Here is a 14,752-nt window from a genome sequence, read left to right on the forward strand (position 1 = left end):
CCCCACAAGGGGGAGGGTTAGCCGAGCCAGACGCCGCGCTTCGAGCCAACGAACATTGATTTTAGAATTCATGCCGCATCGATGAGGCAAATGACATGAACGACAAGACCGAAAACACTCTTTCCTCCGACGCGACTGAGGTGCGCGCCCAGAAGCTGAAGCTGCTGCGCGAGCAGATCGGCAACGTCTATCCGGCGCATTTCCACCGGACGCTGACCAACGCCGAGCTCAGCGCCAAATACGAATCCCTGGAACCGGATGTCGAGACGCAGGATGTCGTCACCGTGGCCGGCCGCGTCTATTCCTCGCGCAATTCGGGCATGTTCATGGATATCCATGACGCCTCCGGCAAGATCCAGATCTTCTCGCATAAGGACGTCACCGGCGAGGAAGCCCGCGCCCTGCTGCCGATGATCGACATCGGCGACATCATCGGCGTTACCGGCATCGTGCGCCGCACCAAGCGCGGCGAACTGACGATCAACGCCCAGAAGATCGAAATGCTGACCAAGTCGCTGCTGCCGATGCCCGAGAAGTGGCATGGGCTCTCCGATATCGAGCTGCGTTATCGCAAGCGCCATCTCGACATCATGACCAACGAGGATTCGAAGCTTCGCTTCCAGCAGCGCTCGAAGATCGTCTCCGGCATCCGCCGCTTCATGGAGAATGACGGCTTCATGGAAGTCGAGACGCCGATGCTGCAATCGATCTATGGCGGCGCCACCGCCGAGCCGTTCAAGACGCATCACAACACGCTGAAGCTCGACATGTATCTGCGCATCGCGCCGGAACTGTTCCTGAAGCGCACGCTGGTCTCAGGCCTCACCGACAAGGTCTTCGAGATCAACCGCAACTTCCGCAACGAAGGCGTCTCCACCCGGCACAATCCCGAATTCACCATGATGGAGTGCTACTGGGCCTATGCCGATTACGAGGACATGATGGACCTCGTCGAGCGGCTGTTCGAGAGCTTGGCGCTTGCCATTCACGGTACGACGGAGTTCCCCTTCGGCGACAAGACCATGTCCTTCAAGGGGCCGTTCAAGCGCGTGCCGATGCCCGATGCCGTCAAGCAAGCGACCGGCATCGATTTCCTCGCGATCAAGACCGATGAGGAAGCGCGCGCTGCTGCCAAGGCTGCCGGCTTTGCCGTCGAGAAGGATTGGACCTGGGGTGAATGCCTCGCATTCATCTTCGAGGAGAAGGTCGAAGCGACGCTGATCCAGCCGTCCCATGTCACGCATTTCCCGAAGGACATCTCGCCCTTCGCCAAGGAAGTGCCGGGCGAGCCGCGCCTGGTCGAGCGCTTCGAGACCTATTGCAACGCCTGGGAACTCGGCAACGCCTTTTCGGAACTCAACGATCCCGAGGAGCAGCGCCGCCGCATGGTCGAGCAGCTCGAACAGGCGCATGCCCGCGGCGAAAAGGAAAAGCAGCTGGACGAGGAATTCCTCGACGCGATCGACCAGGGCATGCCGCCGGCCGGCGGCCTCGGCATCGGTGTCGACCGTCTGATCATGCTGCTGACCAATGCGCCGTCGATCCGCGACGTCATCCTCTTCCCGGCCCGCCGCAGCAAAGCCGACTGACAGGAAGAGACGTAGGAAAAACGAAAGCGGAGTGCCTCGGCGCTCCGCTTTTTTATGATGTTCAGTGGGTCTTGGCGGCCTCTGCCGGCGGCTCTTCGGCCGGCGCCTCCGCTACAACATCGGCGCTGACGCCCTCGGGGGCCGGCGCCGCTTCGCTTTCGGCCGCCGGGGCCGCGCCATGTGCGCCGCCCGCGGGGCTCTTTTCCTTGCCTTTTGCCCCGTTAGTCGTGGAGCCAACCGCGACCGGGTCGACGCAATCCTCGGGATCCTTGAACGAGGCGCTGATCATGGCGATCTCATCAGCCGGCAAGTCGATGCGCTCGCCGAAGAACAGCCCGTTTTCGCTGGCCTTGCCGTCATAGTAGCGCGCCGTATAGGGCTTGTCGTCGAGACCGGGAACCGCCTTGTCGGGATGCGGGATGTAAACGACGTCGGCGCCGATTGCCCGGCCGCGAATATCGGCGCGCAGCGTCGGGCCGTTCTCGTCGAGCACCACCACCTGCACCAGATCCGGTTTCTGTGCGGCATAAACAGCCTGGGCGACACGCAGTGCGGTCCTGACACGCGTCATGCCGTCGGTCGGTTCGGTCTTGATGTATTTCCGCACCCAGACGTGATCCTGCTTCTTGATCGTCACCAGGTTGACGTCGGAGCATTCGAGCCCGGAACCGCCGCCGGAGACACCGATCAACCTGTCCTTGCCGACATAAAGCGCCGCACCACCGGAAACGCCCGCCAGAAGCGAGACGCCGCCGATGATGATTGCCAATTTCCGGGAGGGCCGGAATATGCGCAGTAAGGCCTTCACGCCAACTGCTCCGCCATCTCAAACTCCAACGCAGGACAGGTGCTGGGAATGCTAGAGAAATGACGTTTCCGAAAGTTTAAGTGAGCATGCCAAGCCTGTTCCATTTTGAAAAAACACCAAAAAAGGTCCGCCTTTTTCAGCCGCTTGCCACCACACATTCCGCCATGCTCTAAACGCTGATGGCCTTCACGCTTCGCCAGATCCAATATTTTGTCGCCATCGCCGAACAAGGTTCGGTGACACGTGCCGCGCAGAACCTTTCGATCTCGCAATCCTCGGTGACGGAAGCGCTGAAGGAGCTCGAAACCGATCTCGGCGTCGAGCTCTTCGAGCGCCATCCGCGCGGCCTGACGATCACCCACAACGGACACCAGTTCCTCCGTCACGCGACCAGGATTCTCGCCTCCGTTTCCGATGCGCGCACCAGCTTCTCCGGCCGGCAGAGCGCCCTTTCCGGCACGCTGAACATCGGCGTCACCTCGCTCGTCGCCGGCTACGTTCTCTCCGACCTGCTGGCGCGATACCGGCGCGCCTGTCCTGGAGTCGAGGTCAGTGCGATAGAGGACAATGGCGGCTATCTCGAGCATCTCCTGGTCGGCGGCGAACTCGATGTCGCCGTCATGGTGATATCGAACCTGCGCGACCGCATGGCGCTGCAGGCGGAAATCCTCGAAACCTCACCCTATCGGCTATGGCTGCCGATGGGCCATCCGCTGGTTTCGGCCGACATTATCTCGGTGGCCGATATCGCTCGCGAACCGCTGATCATGCTGACGGTCGACGAGATCGAGGAGAATACCGGCAAGCTGCTGTCGGCGCTCGGCGCCCGCCCGCATGTCGCCTTCCGCACCCGCTCGGTGGAGGCGGTGCGCAGCCTGGTTGCAACGGGCGCCGGCGTGGCGCTGCTTCCCGATCTCGTCTACCGCCCGTGGTCGCTGGAAGGCGACCGCATCGAGAGCCGCGACGTCTCCGGTTCGCTGCCGGTGGTCCAGGTCGGCATGGTCTGGCGCAAGGGCTCCAGCCTGCCGCAGGCGGCGCGCGACTTCGTTGGTATCGCCGAAAGCCTGCGATCCGGCCGCGTCCGTTGATATCGGAATTTCCGATATCGCCTTTCTGATAAATGAATTTGCGAAAGCGCCCATTTGGGATCACCTTCTTGAGCGGGAACAAACCGCCACGGAAAGTGGCACCAGACCGGGAGCCGGACGATGACGAATCTCTTGAAATCCTGCACGGCAGCGATCGCCTGCCTGAGCTTCGCGACGCAGGTGACCGCCGCCGAACCGCTGAAGGCGCTCGGCAAAGGCGAGGGTGCGGTCAGCATCGTCGCCTGGGCCGGCTACATCGAACGCGGCGAAACCGACAAGAACTACGACTGGGTCACCGGTTTCGAAAAGGAGACCGGCTGCAAGGTTTCCGTCAAGACCGCCGCCACCTCGGATGAAATGGTCTCGCTGATGAACGAGGGCGGCTTCGACCTCGTCACTGCATCGGGCGACGCGTCGCTGCGCCTCATCGCCGGCAAGCGTGTTCAGCCGATCAACACCGATCTGATCCCGAGCTTCAAGAATGTCGACCAGCGCCTGCAGAACGGCGCCTGGTATACGGTCGGCGGCGTACATTATGGCGTGCCCTACCTCTGGGGCCCGAATGTGCTGATGTACAATACCGATGCCTTCAAGGACAAGGCGCCGACCAGCTGGAACGTCGTCTTCGAAGAAGAGACGCTGCCCGACGGCAAATCGAACAAGGGCCGCGTCCAAGCCTATGACGGCGCGATCTATATTGCCGACGCGGCCATCTATTTGATGGCCCACAAGCCGGATCTCGGCATCAAGGACCCCTACGAGCTGACTGAAGATCAGTACAAGGCGGCCCTCGACCTGCTGCGCGGCCAGCGCAAGCTGGTCTCGCGCTACTGGCACGATGCGATGATCCAGATCGACGACTTCAAGAATGAAGGCGTCGTCGCCTCCGGCTCCTGGCCCTTCCAGGTGAACCTGCTGCAGGCCGACAAGCAGAAGATCGCCTCCACCTTCCCGGAGGAAGGCGTCACCGGCTGGGCCGACACCACCATGCTGCACGCCGACAGCGAACACCCGAACTGCGCCTATATGTGGATGGAACATTCGCTGCAGGCCAAGGTCCAGGGCGACGCCGCCGCCTGGTTCGGCGCCGTCCCCTCCGTCCCCGCAGCCTGCAAGGGCAACGAACTGATGGGTGAGGCCGGCTGCGCCACCAACGGCTTCGATCACTTCGACAAGATCAAGTTCTGGAAGACCCCGGTCGCCAAATGCACGACGCAGAGCGAATGCGTGCCGTACCATCGCTGGGTGTCGGATTATATCGGCGTGATTGGCGGGCGGTAATAGCCAGACCGGCTTATGTCGTCAAAGACCCCTCCCCAACCCCTCCCCACAAGGGGGAGGGGCTATAGGGGGCATCGCCTCACTCCTCTCTGAACGCCGAATTCTTCGCGAGGGTGCGGCAGGTTAAGCCCCTCCCCCTTGTGGGGAGGGGTTTGGGGCGGGGTCTTTTTTAGGCCCGGACCAAAGCCCTCTCTGAACATGCAAGACCCGGAGTTCCCAATGACCTCAGCCGTCCGTTTCCAGCAGGTATCGCGCTATTTCGGTCAGGTTCGCGCCGTCGACGGCGTCGATCTCGAGATCGCGGCCGGCGAATTCTTCGCCATGCTCGGCCCCTCCGGCTCCGGCAAGACGACGTGCCTGAGATTGATCGCTGGCTTCGAGCAGCCGAGCGCCGGCCATATCCAGATCTTCGGCGAGACGGCCGAGGGCGTTCCGCCCTATCGTCGCAACGTCAACACCGTGTTCCAGGACTACGCGCTCTTCCCGCATCTGAACATCCTCGACAATGTCGCCTACGGGCTGATGGTCAAGGGCGTCGGCAAGGCGGAACGGCTGAAGGCGGCGAACGATGCGCTGGAGCTCGTCAAGCTGCCGGGCTACGGCGCCCGCCGCCCCGGTCAACTGTCCGGCGGCCAGCGGCAACGCGTGGCGCTTGCCCGCGCGCTCGTCAACAAGCCGAAAGTGCTGCTGCTCGACGAGCCGCTCGGCGCGCTGGACCTCAAGTTGCGCGAGCAGATGCAGGAAGAATTGAAGAGCCTGCAACGCGCGCTCGGCATCACCTTCGTCTTCGTCACGCACGATCAGGGCGAGGCGCTGTCCATGGCCGATCGCGTCGCCGTCTTCAACAATGGCAACATCGTCCAGGAAGGCACGCCGCAGGATATCTACCGCCGCCCGAGGACCCGCTTCGTCGCCGATTTCGTCGGCTCCTCGAATGTGATCGCGCCGGATCTGATGGCCGCGCTCGGCGGCGAGAAACGCTGGGCGAGCCTGCGGCCCGAGGCCATCCGCCTGGCAGGCGACGGCATCGAGGCGACAATCGAACATGCAAGCTTCCTCGGCGCCGCCACCCGTCTCGGCGTCGATGTCAGGGGCAGCCGGCTGCATATCATGCTGCCGGCCGGCGCGCCTGTGCCCGACATCGGCACCGGCATCCGGCTTGCCTGGCAGCCTGCCGATATCCACTACATGGACGATGCGGCATGACGGCGCTCACCCTCTCCGACGCCAAGACATCGATCCTGCCGGGACGCAGCGGGCTCTTCGGCCGCATGTCGGACGTCTTCTGGCGGCACCCGAAACTCCTGCTCTTCCTGATGCTGACGCCGCCGCTGCTCTGGCTCGGCATCATCTATATCGGCTCGCTGATCGCCTTGCTCCTGCAGAGCTTCTTCTCGATCGACGATTTTTCCGGCCTGGTGAATTACGAATTCACCCTTGCGACCTATGCCCAGCTGCTGAGCCCGACGAATTTCGACATCATCATCCGCACCGTCGTCATGGCGGCGCTGGTTACCGTTGCCGCCGCGCTGATTGCCTTTCCGATCGCCTATTACGCGGCGCGCTATGCGCAAGGCAAATGGAAGGCGCTCTTCTATCTCGGCGTCATGCTGCCGCTCTGGTCGAGCTATCTCGTCAAGATCTACGCCTGGAAGCTGATCCTCGCCAAGGAAGGCATCCTCACCTGGCTCTTCGAGAAGCTCCATCTCACCTGGCTGCTCGACGGCATCCTCAATCTGCCCGTGGTCGGCGGCAATTCGCTCTCGGTGAGCTACCTCGGCACCTTCATCGTCTTCGTCTATATCTGGCTCCCCTACATGATCCTGCCGACGCAGGCGGCCCTCGAACGTGTGCCCGGCAATCTGATCGAGGCCTCGGCCGATCTCGGCGCCACGCCGCCCCAGACCTTCCGCACCGTGCTTCTGCCTCTGGCGCTGCCCGGCATCGTCGCCGGGTCGATCTTCACCTTCTCGCTGACATTGGGCGATTACATCATCCCGCAGATCATCGGCTCGTCCAGGCTCTTCATCGGCCAGGCCGTCTACGCCCAACAGGGAACGGCCGGCAACGTGCCGCTCGCCGCCGCCTTCTCCGTCGTGCCGATCGTCATCATGGCGCTTTATCTGTCGCTCGCCAAAAAGCTGGGGGCCTTCGATGCGCTCTGACCTCAAGACATCGCCGCTGCCCTTGAAGATCGCCGCCGCCGGCGGGCTGCTCTTCCTGCATCTGCCGATCCTGCTGATCTTCGTTTATGCCTTCACGACGGAGGAAAAGAGCTATCAATGGCCGCCGCCCGGCCTGACGCTGCAATGGTTCGCCGTCGCCTGGAACCGGCCGGACGTGTGGTCGGCGCTTGGCCTCTCCGTCCAGGTCGCCGTCATCGCCACCGCGATCGCGCTCGTCCTCGGCACGCTCTGCGCAGCAGCCGTCAGCCAGACGAAGTTCTTCGGCCGTGAGGCGATCTCGCTGCTGGTCATCCTGCCGATCGCCCTTCCCGGCATCATCACGGGCATTGCGCTGCGCTCCGCCTTCAGCCTGTTCGACATCCCGTTTTCGGTCTGGACCATCGTGCTCGGCCACGCCACCTTCTGCGTGGTCGTCGTCTACAACAATGCGGTCGCCCGCTTCCGCCGCACCTCGGGCTCGCTGATCGAGGCCTCGATGGATCTAGGCGCCGACGGCTTCCAGACCTTCCGCCACGTGATCCTGCCGAATATCGGCACCGCCCTTCTGGCAGGCGGCATGCTGGCTTTCGCGCTGTCTTTCGACGAGGTCATCGTCACCACCTTCACCGGCGGCCAGCAATCGACCCTGCCGATCTGGATGCTCGAAGAACTCATCCGCCCGCGCCAGCGCCCGGTCACCAATGTGGTCGCCATGGTCGTGGTGCTCGTCACCTTCCTGCCGATCCTGGCAGCCTATTACCTCACCCGCGACGGCGACCAGATCGCCGGCGCCGGCAAATAACAGGGAGAACGTCATGGATACTCAGATGCTGATCGGTTCGCGCTTCGAAAAAGGCACGGAGACGGAAGAGCACATCCTGAACCCGAAGACAGGCGCGACGGTGATCGACCTTGCCGAGGCCTCGCTATCGCAGATCGACGCCGCCGTCGATGCCGCCGAGAAAGCCTTCACAGGCTGGTCGCAAACGACACCGGGCGAGCGCTCCGGTTATCTCCTGAAGATCGCGGACGCCATCGAGAAGGATGCGGCCGGATTCGCTGCGCTGGAGGCGTTGAATTGCGGCAAGCCGATCAAATCAGTGCTCAACGATGAAATCCCGGCGATCGTCGATTGTTATCGTTTCTTCGCCGGCGCCGTGCGCAACCTGCATGCACCGGCCGCGGGCGAATATCTGCCCGGCCACACCTCGATGATCCGCCGCGATCCGATCGGCGTCGTCGGCTCGATCGCGCCGTGGAACTATCCGCTGATGATGATGGCCTGGAAACTGGCGCCGGCGATCGCCGGCGGCAATACCGTCGTCTTCAAGCCTTCGGAGCAGACACCGCTGACGGCACTGAAGATGGCGAGGCTGCTCTCCAAAATCCTGCCCGAAGGCGTCGTCAACGTCATCCTCGGCCGCGGCGAAAGCGTCGGCAACGCGCTGATCAATCACGCAAAGATCGGCATGGTCTCGATAACAGGCGATATCGCCACCGGCAAAAAGGTGCTGCAGGCCGCCGCCAAGACGGTCAAGCGCACCCATCTGGAACTCGGCGGCAAGGCCCCGGTTATCGTCTTCGACGATGCCGATATCGACGCCGTCGTCTCAGGCATCCGCACCTTCGGCTATTACAATGCCGGACAGGACTGCACGGCCGCCTGCCGCATCTATGCTGACGCCAGGGTCTACGACAATTTCGTCGCCGATCTCTCCTCGGCCGTCGCAAGCATCCGCTTCAACCACGCCGACGATACCGAAAACGAAATCGGCCCGCTGATCTCCCGGCGCCAGCGCGATCGCGTCGAAAGCTTCGTTGCCCGCGCCTCCGAACACAAGCACATGGAGATTACCACCGGCGGCAAGGTCTCCGGCGACAAGGGCTTCTTCTTCACCCCGACCGTCATTGCAGGCGCCGTGCAGGACGACGAAATCGTCCGCCGCGAGGTCTTCGGCCCGGTCGTCTCGGTCACCCGCTTTTCCGATACCGACGATGCAGTCGCCTGGGCAAACGACAGCGATTACGGCTTGGCCTCCTCGGTCTGGACCAAGGATATCGGCCGCGGCATGAAGACCGCCGCCCGTCTGCAATATGGCTGCACCTGGATCAACACGCATTTCATGCTGGTCAACGAGATGCCGCATGGCGGCCTCAAACAGTCTGGATACGGCAAGGACCTGTCGACCTATGCGCTGGAGGATTACACCGCCGTTCGCCACGTGATGATCAATCACGGCTGAACGGCGAACAGCCTGATCTGCTCAGCCAGTCTGGCGCAAGGCGCGAGCAACTGCTTGCCGCCGCGCCAGACCATATCGGAGCGCAGCCTAGACGATGGTTGCCGGTGATTGATCATCGATCGGCAAATCCCAGCCGGTTTACGCTTTGAAGTGAGCCGCGTTTCACCCCGAGGCGATGCGGTCTGGAGCCAACGATCTGGAACAATTTCCCGGCTGCGGCGTCTTCTCAGGCAAAAGCAAAGGATGACGCCATGCTGAAATGGGCTCTGATATTTTTCGTGATTTCGATCATCGCCGGCTTCTTCGGGTTTTCCGGTGTTTCCGCAGCCACGGCGACCATCGCCCGCGTGCTCTTCGGCATCGCCTTGGTGATCTTCCTGATCTTCCTCGTCCTCGCGCTGATGGCCGGACAGGCGGTGCTGTAAGCGGGCGCGGACGACCTGAAGCCACCTCTCGCTCTCTATCCGGCCTTTCGATGGCAGCGGGGCAGGATCGCGCCTGCTATAACATCGCCCTTAGCCAGCGGGGCATATGGTCCGTCCGCTTTTTCAGCAGATGGCCGATCGATATCGATCCAGTGCCCGCAGCCACCAGGACGAACATGCCGCCGGCAATCGCCAGATCCTTCTCGAAATGCAGGAGCTCGTTCTGGCTGGCAAAGTTGGTGTGGAAGAGGAAGGCGGTTGCCAGGCAAAAGAGCGCCAGCGCCAAGGCGCCGAGCCGGCTTAGGAACCCGGTCGCAACGCAAAGGCCGGCGCCGATCTGAAGGACGATGGTGGCAAAGGCGATCGGCGCCGAAAGACCCAGTTTTTCGAAGGTGTCTATGGTCGCGGCGAGATCGGCCGCAAGCGACAACCCCTCGTGCAGGAAGATCAGCGACAGCAGAAGCCTGCCCAGGAGAAGAATGAGATCGGACGGCCGCAGCCGGCTCGAGGCGCTTTCCATCTTACCCTCCGGTCGAAGAGCGGCGATCGGCAGCCGTTCTTGCTTCAGCTTTCCCCGTGGAAGCCGCATTATAGCAGGCTAGCGCCGACATTGATCGCCAGCGCCAGGATCGTCGTATTGAACAGGAAAGACAGCACGGCATGCAACAGCGTCAGCTTACGCATGCCGGTCGACCCGACTGCGACATCCGCCGTCTGCGCCGCAACACCGATGGTGAAGGAGAAATAGAGGAAGTCCCAATAGCTGGGCTCTTCGATCCCGTCGGGAAACTTCAAGCCACCCTCTTCGTCGGCCCCGCCATAGAAATAATGGGCATAGTGAATGGTGAAGAGCGTGTGCAGAAAAACCCAGGAGATCAGGATCGTCAGCACGGCGCCGCCTGCCCGCGTGAGCGCGACGTCGGGTGTAGCCTCCTTGATCGAATGAAGCTCGAGGCCGATGCCGGCGATGCTGGCAACGGCCGCGCCGATCGAAAGGACCAAAAGGACCGTATCGGAAAAATCGAGATCTGCGGCGCGTTCGCGGATGCTTTCCACCGACGCCCGCAGCATCTTGCGCCAGCTGAGCACGATGAACACACCGGCGCTGACATTCCATCCGAACAGGATATTGCGGGCGCTGACCTCGCGCGATGTCACCAGCAGAAACACCGCCAGCCCGGCCAGGAAAGCGATGATGAAGCTTGCATGTCTTCGGAAAAACGTCGCCAAAGAACTTGCCCGCTTCTCTTGCACGATCGTCGCCTCCGGCCGCATAGGCCGTTGATATCAGCACGAAAAAGGCGCGGGGGCCAGCCGGCCTCCGCGCCTCCAATTGTTTGCGCAGCTCGATCAGGCGGCAGCGAGCTGCAGTTCCTTCTGCACCATGCTGCGTAGCGTCGTCAGGTCCTTGGCGAAGGCACGGATGCCTTCGGCGAGCTTTTCCGTCGCCATCGCGTCTTCGTTCATCATCCAGCGGAAGGTCTTCTCGTCGACCGAGACCTTGGCGTCGGGCTTGCGGCTCTCCGGCGAGAGCCTGCGCTCCAGCTTGCCTTCATCCTTGGAAAGTTCGTCGAGCAGGGCCGGGCTGATGGTCAGACGGTCGCAGCCGGCAAGGGCTTCGATTTCGCCGGCATTGCGGAAGGAGGCGCCCATGACGATCGTCTTGATGTCGTTCGCCTTGTAATAGTTGTAGATATCACGCACGGAGATGACGCCCGGATCTTCCTCGGCGGTGTAATCCTTGCCGGTCGATTTCTTGTACCAGTCGAGAATGCGGCCGACGAAGGGCGAGATCAGGAACACTTTGGCATCGGCGCAGGCGATCGCCTGGGCCTTGCTGAAGAGAAGCGTCAGGTTGCAGTCGATGCCCTCCTTCTGCAGCACTTCAGCGGCGCGGATGCCCTCCCAGGTGGACGCGAGCTTGATAAGAATGCGATCCCGTTCGATGCCGCGATCCTTATAGGCGGCGATGATCGAGCGCGCCTTGGCAAGGGAAGCCTCGGTGTCGAAGGAAAGGTCGGCATCGACCTCGGTCGAGACCCGGCCGGGAACGAGATTCACCAGCGCAGCGCCGACCGAGATCGCAAGGCGATCGGCGACGGCGGAGGAGACGGCTTCAGGGTTGCCGCCCTGCGTCTTGCCCCAGGCGACGGCTTCCTTGATGGCGTCGGCGAACATCGGTGTGCCGAGCGCTTTCAGCACAATGCTCGGATTCGTCGTGCAATCGACCGGCTTCAGGCGCGCGACCGCCTCGATGTCGCCGGTATCGGCGACGACGGTGGTGATCTCGCGGAGTTGGTCAAGCTTGGATGTCATGGTCAATAATCCTTGTTGAACTTGGGCTGCGACCGGCGCGAGTTCCGCCCGGCAAAGGTGATCTACCGACAGGCTGTCGGCATGCTGCAGGCGAAAATGCGCACATCCGTCACGGATGATTCATAAACGTGAAGGACAGTGGCCATGTTCCCGCGGCCAAACCGCACGCCGAACGCAAGCGATGTCGCCTGCGGCTGGAAGGCCGGTCGTGACTTTCGGCATGCCCGCACTATGTCCTCCTCGGACGGACAGAACGACTTCGTGTCGCCGGGACTATCGCCATTCGCCCGAGGAAAAGTCAAGGACATTTGTGCATTTCAATTGACATAAGTGTCACACCCGTCATTATCCCGGCAACAAACGCGCCGCGACAGCCGTTCATTCCTGATGGGATTTAGGGCCAGGAAGTCGGCTGGAGGACATGTGGTCAAGCTCAAACGCGGCACGCATACGGCCTATTCGGAGGCATCCTCGCTGCGGCTGCGGGCCGCGTGGCTCTATTACAACGAGGGCCTGACCCAGAAGGATGTCGCCGAACAGCTCGGTATCAGCCGCACCACCGTCATCCGCCTGCTCGACGAGGCGATGAAGCGCAGCGAAGTCCAGATCTGGATCAACGATTCGATCGGCGATTGCGTCGAGCTTTCGGTGAAGCTGGAGCGCGCCTACGGCCTCGACGAGGCGATCGTCGTGCCGGCGCCGGTCCATGGCGACGTCGCCTCGCTGGCAAAGAATGTCGGCCTGGCGCTTGGCCAGTTCCTTTCCGAGGCCATCCCGGACGACTATACGATCGGCGTCGGCTGGGGCCGCACGATGACCGCCTCGCTGTCGAGCTTCCGGCCACCGCGCCGCGCCAATTGCAAGGTCGTGTCGCTGCTCGGCGGCATCGTCGCCGTCCACCAGACGAACCCGATCGATTACACGTGGCGGCTGGCCAATCAGCTCGGCGCCGAATGCTATATGTTCCTGGCGCCGCTTCTGGTCGATTCCGTCGAAACCAAACGCAATCTCATCGAGAAGTGCGGCCTGGACACCATCTACCGTCTCGCCGAGAATCTTGACCTGGCGATCGTCAGCTGCGGCGATATCGGCCCGCATTCGACCTCGCTGTCGGAAGGCTGGATATCGAAAGCCGAACTGCAGGAACTGATCGACGCCGGCTGCGTCTGCGACACCATGTTCAACTTCCTCGACAGAGATGGCAATTCGGTCGACCACTCGATCAATCGTCGGGTGATGTCCGTCGATCTCGACACGCTGAAGGAAGCCAAGCACATCGTGCTCTCCTCCGGCGGCGCCCATCGTGCCGTCGCCATCCGCGCCACGATCAAGCGCATCGGCTGCAACACGCTGATCACCGACGAAAGCGCGGCGCGAGAGCTATTACGACTGGCGGAATGAGTTCATGCTTTCACTCGATAGTCGGCGTTGGGGTGACTTGCGGCACTGCTATGGTCCTGCGACAAATACGCCTGAGCTGCTGAAAACGCTCGAAGAATCGCCTGGGCCAATGCCCGCCCCTGACGCAGAACCCTGGTTCAGCCTGTGGTCGAGCCTTTGTCATCAGGGTGATGTCTACACGGCTTCATATGCGGCCGTTCCTCATATCGTCAGGGTCGCCCTCACCACGGCGACGCCAATCGACTTCTCATTCTATCAGTTGCCGGCGAGTATCGAAGTTTCTCGAAGAATGGGGCGAGGACCGGATATACCTGGTGATCTGGAGCAAGCCTACCGGCACGCGATCGCATCCTTAACCGACTGTGTAAGCGTTCATCGCCATGAAGCATGGGATCGGCCGACCTTGCTGTCGGCAAGCGCGGCCCAGGCAGTTGCCAAGGGGCATATCGATATCGCGGAGGCGCTATCCAATCTGGATGACGACATCATCGCCCGGATCATCAATTCCGATTTTGACTAGCTCCGGCATCTATCAGGCGTGCGCCGATTCCCAGCCGAGCATGGCCCGCTTGCGGGTCAGGCCCCAATGATATCCGGTCAATGCTCCGTTCTTGCCAAGCGCGCGATGGCAGGGCACGACGAAGGAAATCGGATTGGCCCCGACAGCAGCCCCGACAGCGCGCATGGCGGTCGGCCGGCCGATATCTCTGGCGATATCGCTATAGGTCACCGCCTTGCCGAACGGGATCTTCAGCAGGCTCTGCCAGACGCTGACCTGGAAATCCGTTCCGATCAGGACGACCCGCAGCGGCTGGTCCGACGTCCAGCGGCCCGGCTGGAAGATGCGCTCGGCATAGGGAGCCGTCGCCTGCCGGTCCTCGATGTATTCCGCATTCGGCCAACGGCAGGTCATGTCTTCCAGGCAGGCCTTTTCGTCGCCGCTGTCGCTGAAGGCAAGGCCGGCGAGGCCGCGATCCGTGACCATGACGAGAGCCGCACCGAAGGGGCAATTATGGAAGCCGTAGCGGATCGTCAGGCCGCCGCCCTTCGCCTTCCATTCGCCCGGAGACATCGCCTCATGGGTGACAAAGAGATCGTGCAGGCGGCTCGGGCCGGAAAGCCCGACCTCGATGGAGGTTTCGAGCAAGGGCATCTCTTCCTTGCGCAGCAGCCGCTTGGCGTGATCGAGCGTGACGGCTTGCAGAAAGGCCTTGGGAGAGAGGCCGGCCCAGCGGGTGAAGGTCTTCTGAAGCTGCGTTGGGGACTGGTTCAGCCGCGCCGCGATCGCTTCCAGCGACGGCTGGTCGCGATATTCTTCGCTGATGAGTTCGATGACCCGACGGACGGTATCGTAGTCGGGGCCGCCGGGGGTGATATCTGTGTCGAGCTTCGCGATCATATTCATCGTTTTTCTCCTTTAGACAGGAGATAATCAA

The 14,752-nt window shown here is 62.1% G+C and carries 15 protein-coding genes; 10 read left to right on the forward strand and 5 right to left on the reverse strand.

The annotated features are described in order from the left end of the window. The first annotated feature begins 95 nt into the window (after nt 1–95). Complete coding sequence (gene lysS / locus CO655_RS07205; RefSeq protein ID WP_097664217.1) at nt 96–1,589, forward strand: lysine--tRNA ligase; 1,494 nt, start codon at nt 96–98, stop codon at nt 1,587–1,589. A 61-nt stretch (nt 1,590–1,650) separates the two neighbouring features. On the opposite strand, the gene CO655_RS07210 is transcribed toward lysS, so the two are convergent. Beyond that, complete coding sequence (locus CO655_RS07210; RefSeq protein ID WP_097603860.1) at nt 1,651–2,397, reverse strand: hypothetical protein; 747 nt, start codon at nt 2,395–2,397, stop codon at nt 1,651–1,653. A 179-nt stretch (nt 2,398–2,576) separates the two neighbouring features. Between CO655_RS07210 and CO655_RS07215 the strand changes: the two genes are divergently transcribed. The 7 genes from CO655_RS07215 (at nt 2,577) to CO655_RS07245 (ending at nt 9,599) form a co-directional block, all read left to right on the forward strand. Beyond that, nucleotides 2,577–3,485 (forward strand): LysR family transcriptional regulator, encoded by a 909-nt coding sequence (locus tag CO655_RS07215; protein ID WP_097664218.1) that lies wholly within the window; start codon nt 2,577–2,579, stop codon nt 3,483–3,485. A gap of 120 nt (nt 3,486–3,605) precedes the next feature. Then, on the forward strand, nt 3,606–4,766 hold the full coding sequence (locus CO655_RS07220; RefSeq protein ID WP_097664219.1) for an ABC transporter substrate-binding protein: 1,161 nt from the start codon (nt 3,606–3,608) through the stop codon (nt 4,764–4,766). A 219-nt stretch (nt 4,767–4,985) separates the two neighbouring features. Continuing rightward, complete coding sequence (locus CO655_RS07225) at nt 4,986–5,972, forward strand: ABC transporter ATP-binding protein (protein WP_097664220.1); 987 nt, start codon at nt 4,986–4,988, stop codon at nt 5,970–5,972. Then, the gene (locus tag CO655_RS07230) at nt 5,969–6,931 is read left to right on the forward strand and encodes an ABC transporter permease (RefSeq protein ID WP_097664221.1); all 963 of its coding nucleotides are present in this window, start codon (nt 5,969–5,971) and stop codon (nt 6,929–6,931) included. Before CO655_RS07225 ends, CO655_RS07230 begins: the two co-directional genes overlap by 4 nt. After that, on the forward strand, nt 6,921–7,733 hold the full coding sequence (locus CO655_RS07235; protein ID WP_018072710.1) for an ABC transporter permease: 813 nt from the start codon (nt 6,921–6,923) through the stop codon (nt 7,731–7,733). Before CO655_RS07230 ends, CO655_RS07235 begins: the two co-directional genes overlap by 11 nt. 13 nt (nt 7,734–7,746) lie before the next feature. Next, entirely contained in the window at nt 7,747–9,174 is a 1,428-nt protein-coding gene (locus CO655_RS07240) for a gamma-aminobutyraldehyde dehydrogenase (RefSeq protein WP_097664222.1), read from the forward strand. A 251-nt stretch (nt 9,175–9,425) separates the two neighbouring features. Continuing rightward, on the forward strand, nt 9,426–9,599 hold the full coding sequence (locus CO655_RS07245) for a DUF1328 domain-containing protein (RefSeq protein WP_004678026.1): 174 nt from the start codon (nt 9,426–9,428) through the stop codon (nt 9,597–9,599). Nucleotides 9,600–9,675: 76 nt separating this feature from the next. Here CO655_RS07245 and CO655_RS07250 read toward each other — a convergent pair whose 3' ends face one another. From CO655_RS07250 to tal, 3 genes are all read right to left on the reverse strand, one after another. Continuing rightward, complete coding sequence (locus tag CO655_RS07250) at nt 9,676–10,119, reverse strand: DoxX family protein (protein ID WP_097603853.1); 444 nt, start codon at nt 10,117–10,119, stop codon at nt 9,676–9,678. A 68-nt stretch (nt 10,120–10,187) separates the two neighbouring features. Continuing rightward, complete coding sequence (locus CO655_RS07255) at nt 10,188–10,856, reverse strand: DUF1345 domain-containing protein (protein ID WP_097604069.1); 669 nt, start codon at nt 10,854–10,856, stop codon at nt 10,188–10,190. Between the two features lie 93 nt (nt 10,857–10,949). Continuing rightward, the gene (gene tal, locus CO655_RS07260) at nt 10,950–11,915 is read right to left on the reverse strand and encodes a transaldolase (RefSeq protein ID WP_010030259.1); all 966 of its coding nucleotides are present in this window, start codon (nt 11,913–11,915) and stop codon (nt 10,950–10,952) included. A 423-nt stretch (nt 11,916–12,338) separates the two neighbouring features. On the opposite strand from tal, the gene CO655_RS07265 reads away from it, so the two are divergent. After that, nucleotides 12,339–13,316, forward strand: coding sequence for a sugar-binding transcriptional regulator (locus tag CO655_RS07265; protein ID WP_064683142.1), 978 nt, complete (start codon nt 12,339–12,341; stop codon nt 13,314–13,316). A gap of 4 nt (nt 13,317–13,320) precedes the next feature. Further along, complete coding sequence (locus tag CO655_RS07270; RefSeq protein WP_097603852.1) at nt 13,321–13,836, forward strand: hypothetical protein; 516 nt, start codon at nt 13,321–13,323, stop codon at nt 13,834–13,836. A 12-nt stretch (nt 13,837–13,848) separates the two neighbouring features. Here CO655_RS07270 and CO655_RS07275 read toward each other — a convergent pair whose 3' ends face one another. Beyond that, a complete protein-coding gene (locus tag CO655_RS07275; protein WP_097603851.1) occupies nt 13,849–14,721 on the reverse strand; it encodes a bifunctional helix-turn-helix domain-containing protein/methylated-DNA--[protein]-cysteine S-methyltransferase in 873 nt (290 codons plus the stop codon). Between the last annotated feature and the right edge of the window lie 31 nt (nt 14,722–14,752).

Origin of the sequence: Rhizobium sp. M1, assembly GCF_002531805.1 — a bacterium.
GTDB classification, from domain to species: Bacteria; Pseudomonadota; Alphaproteobacteria; order Rhizobiales; family Rhizobiaceae; genus Rhizobium; species Rhizobium etli_C.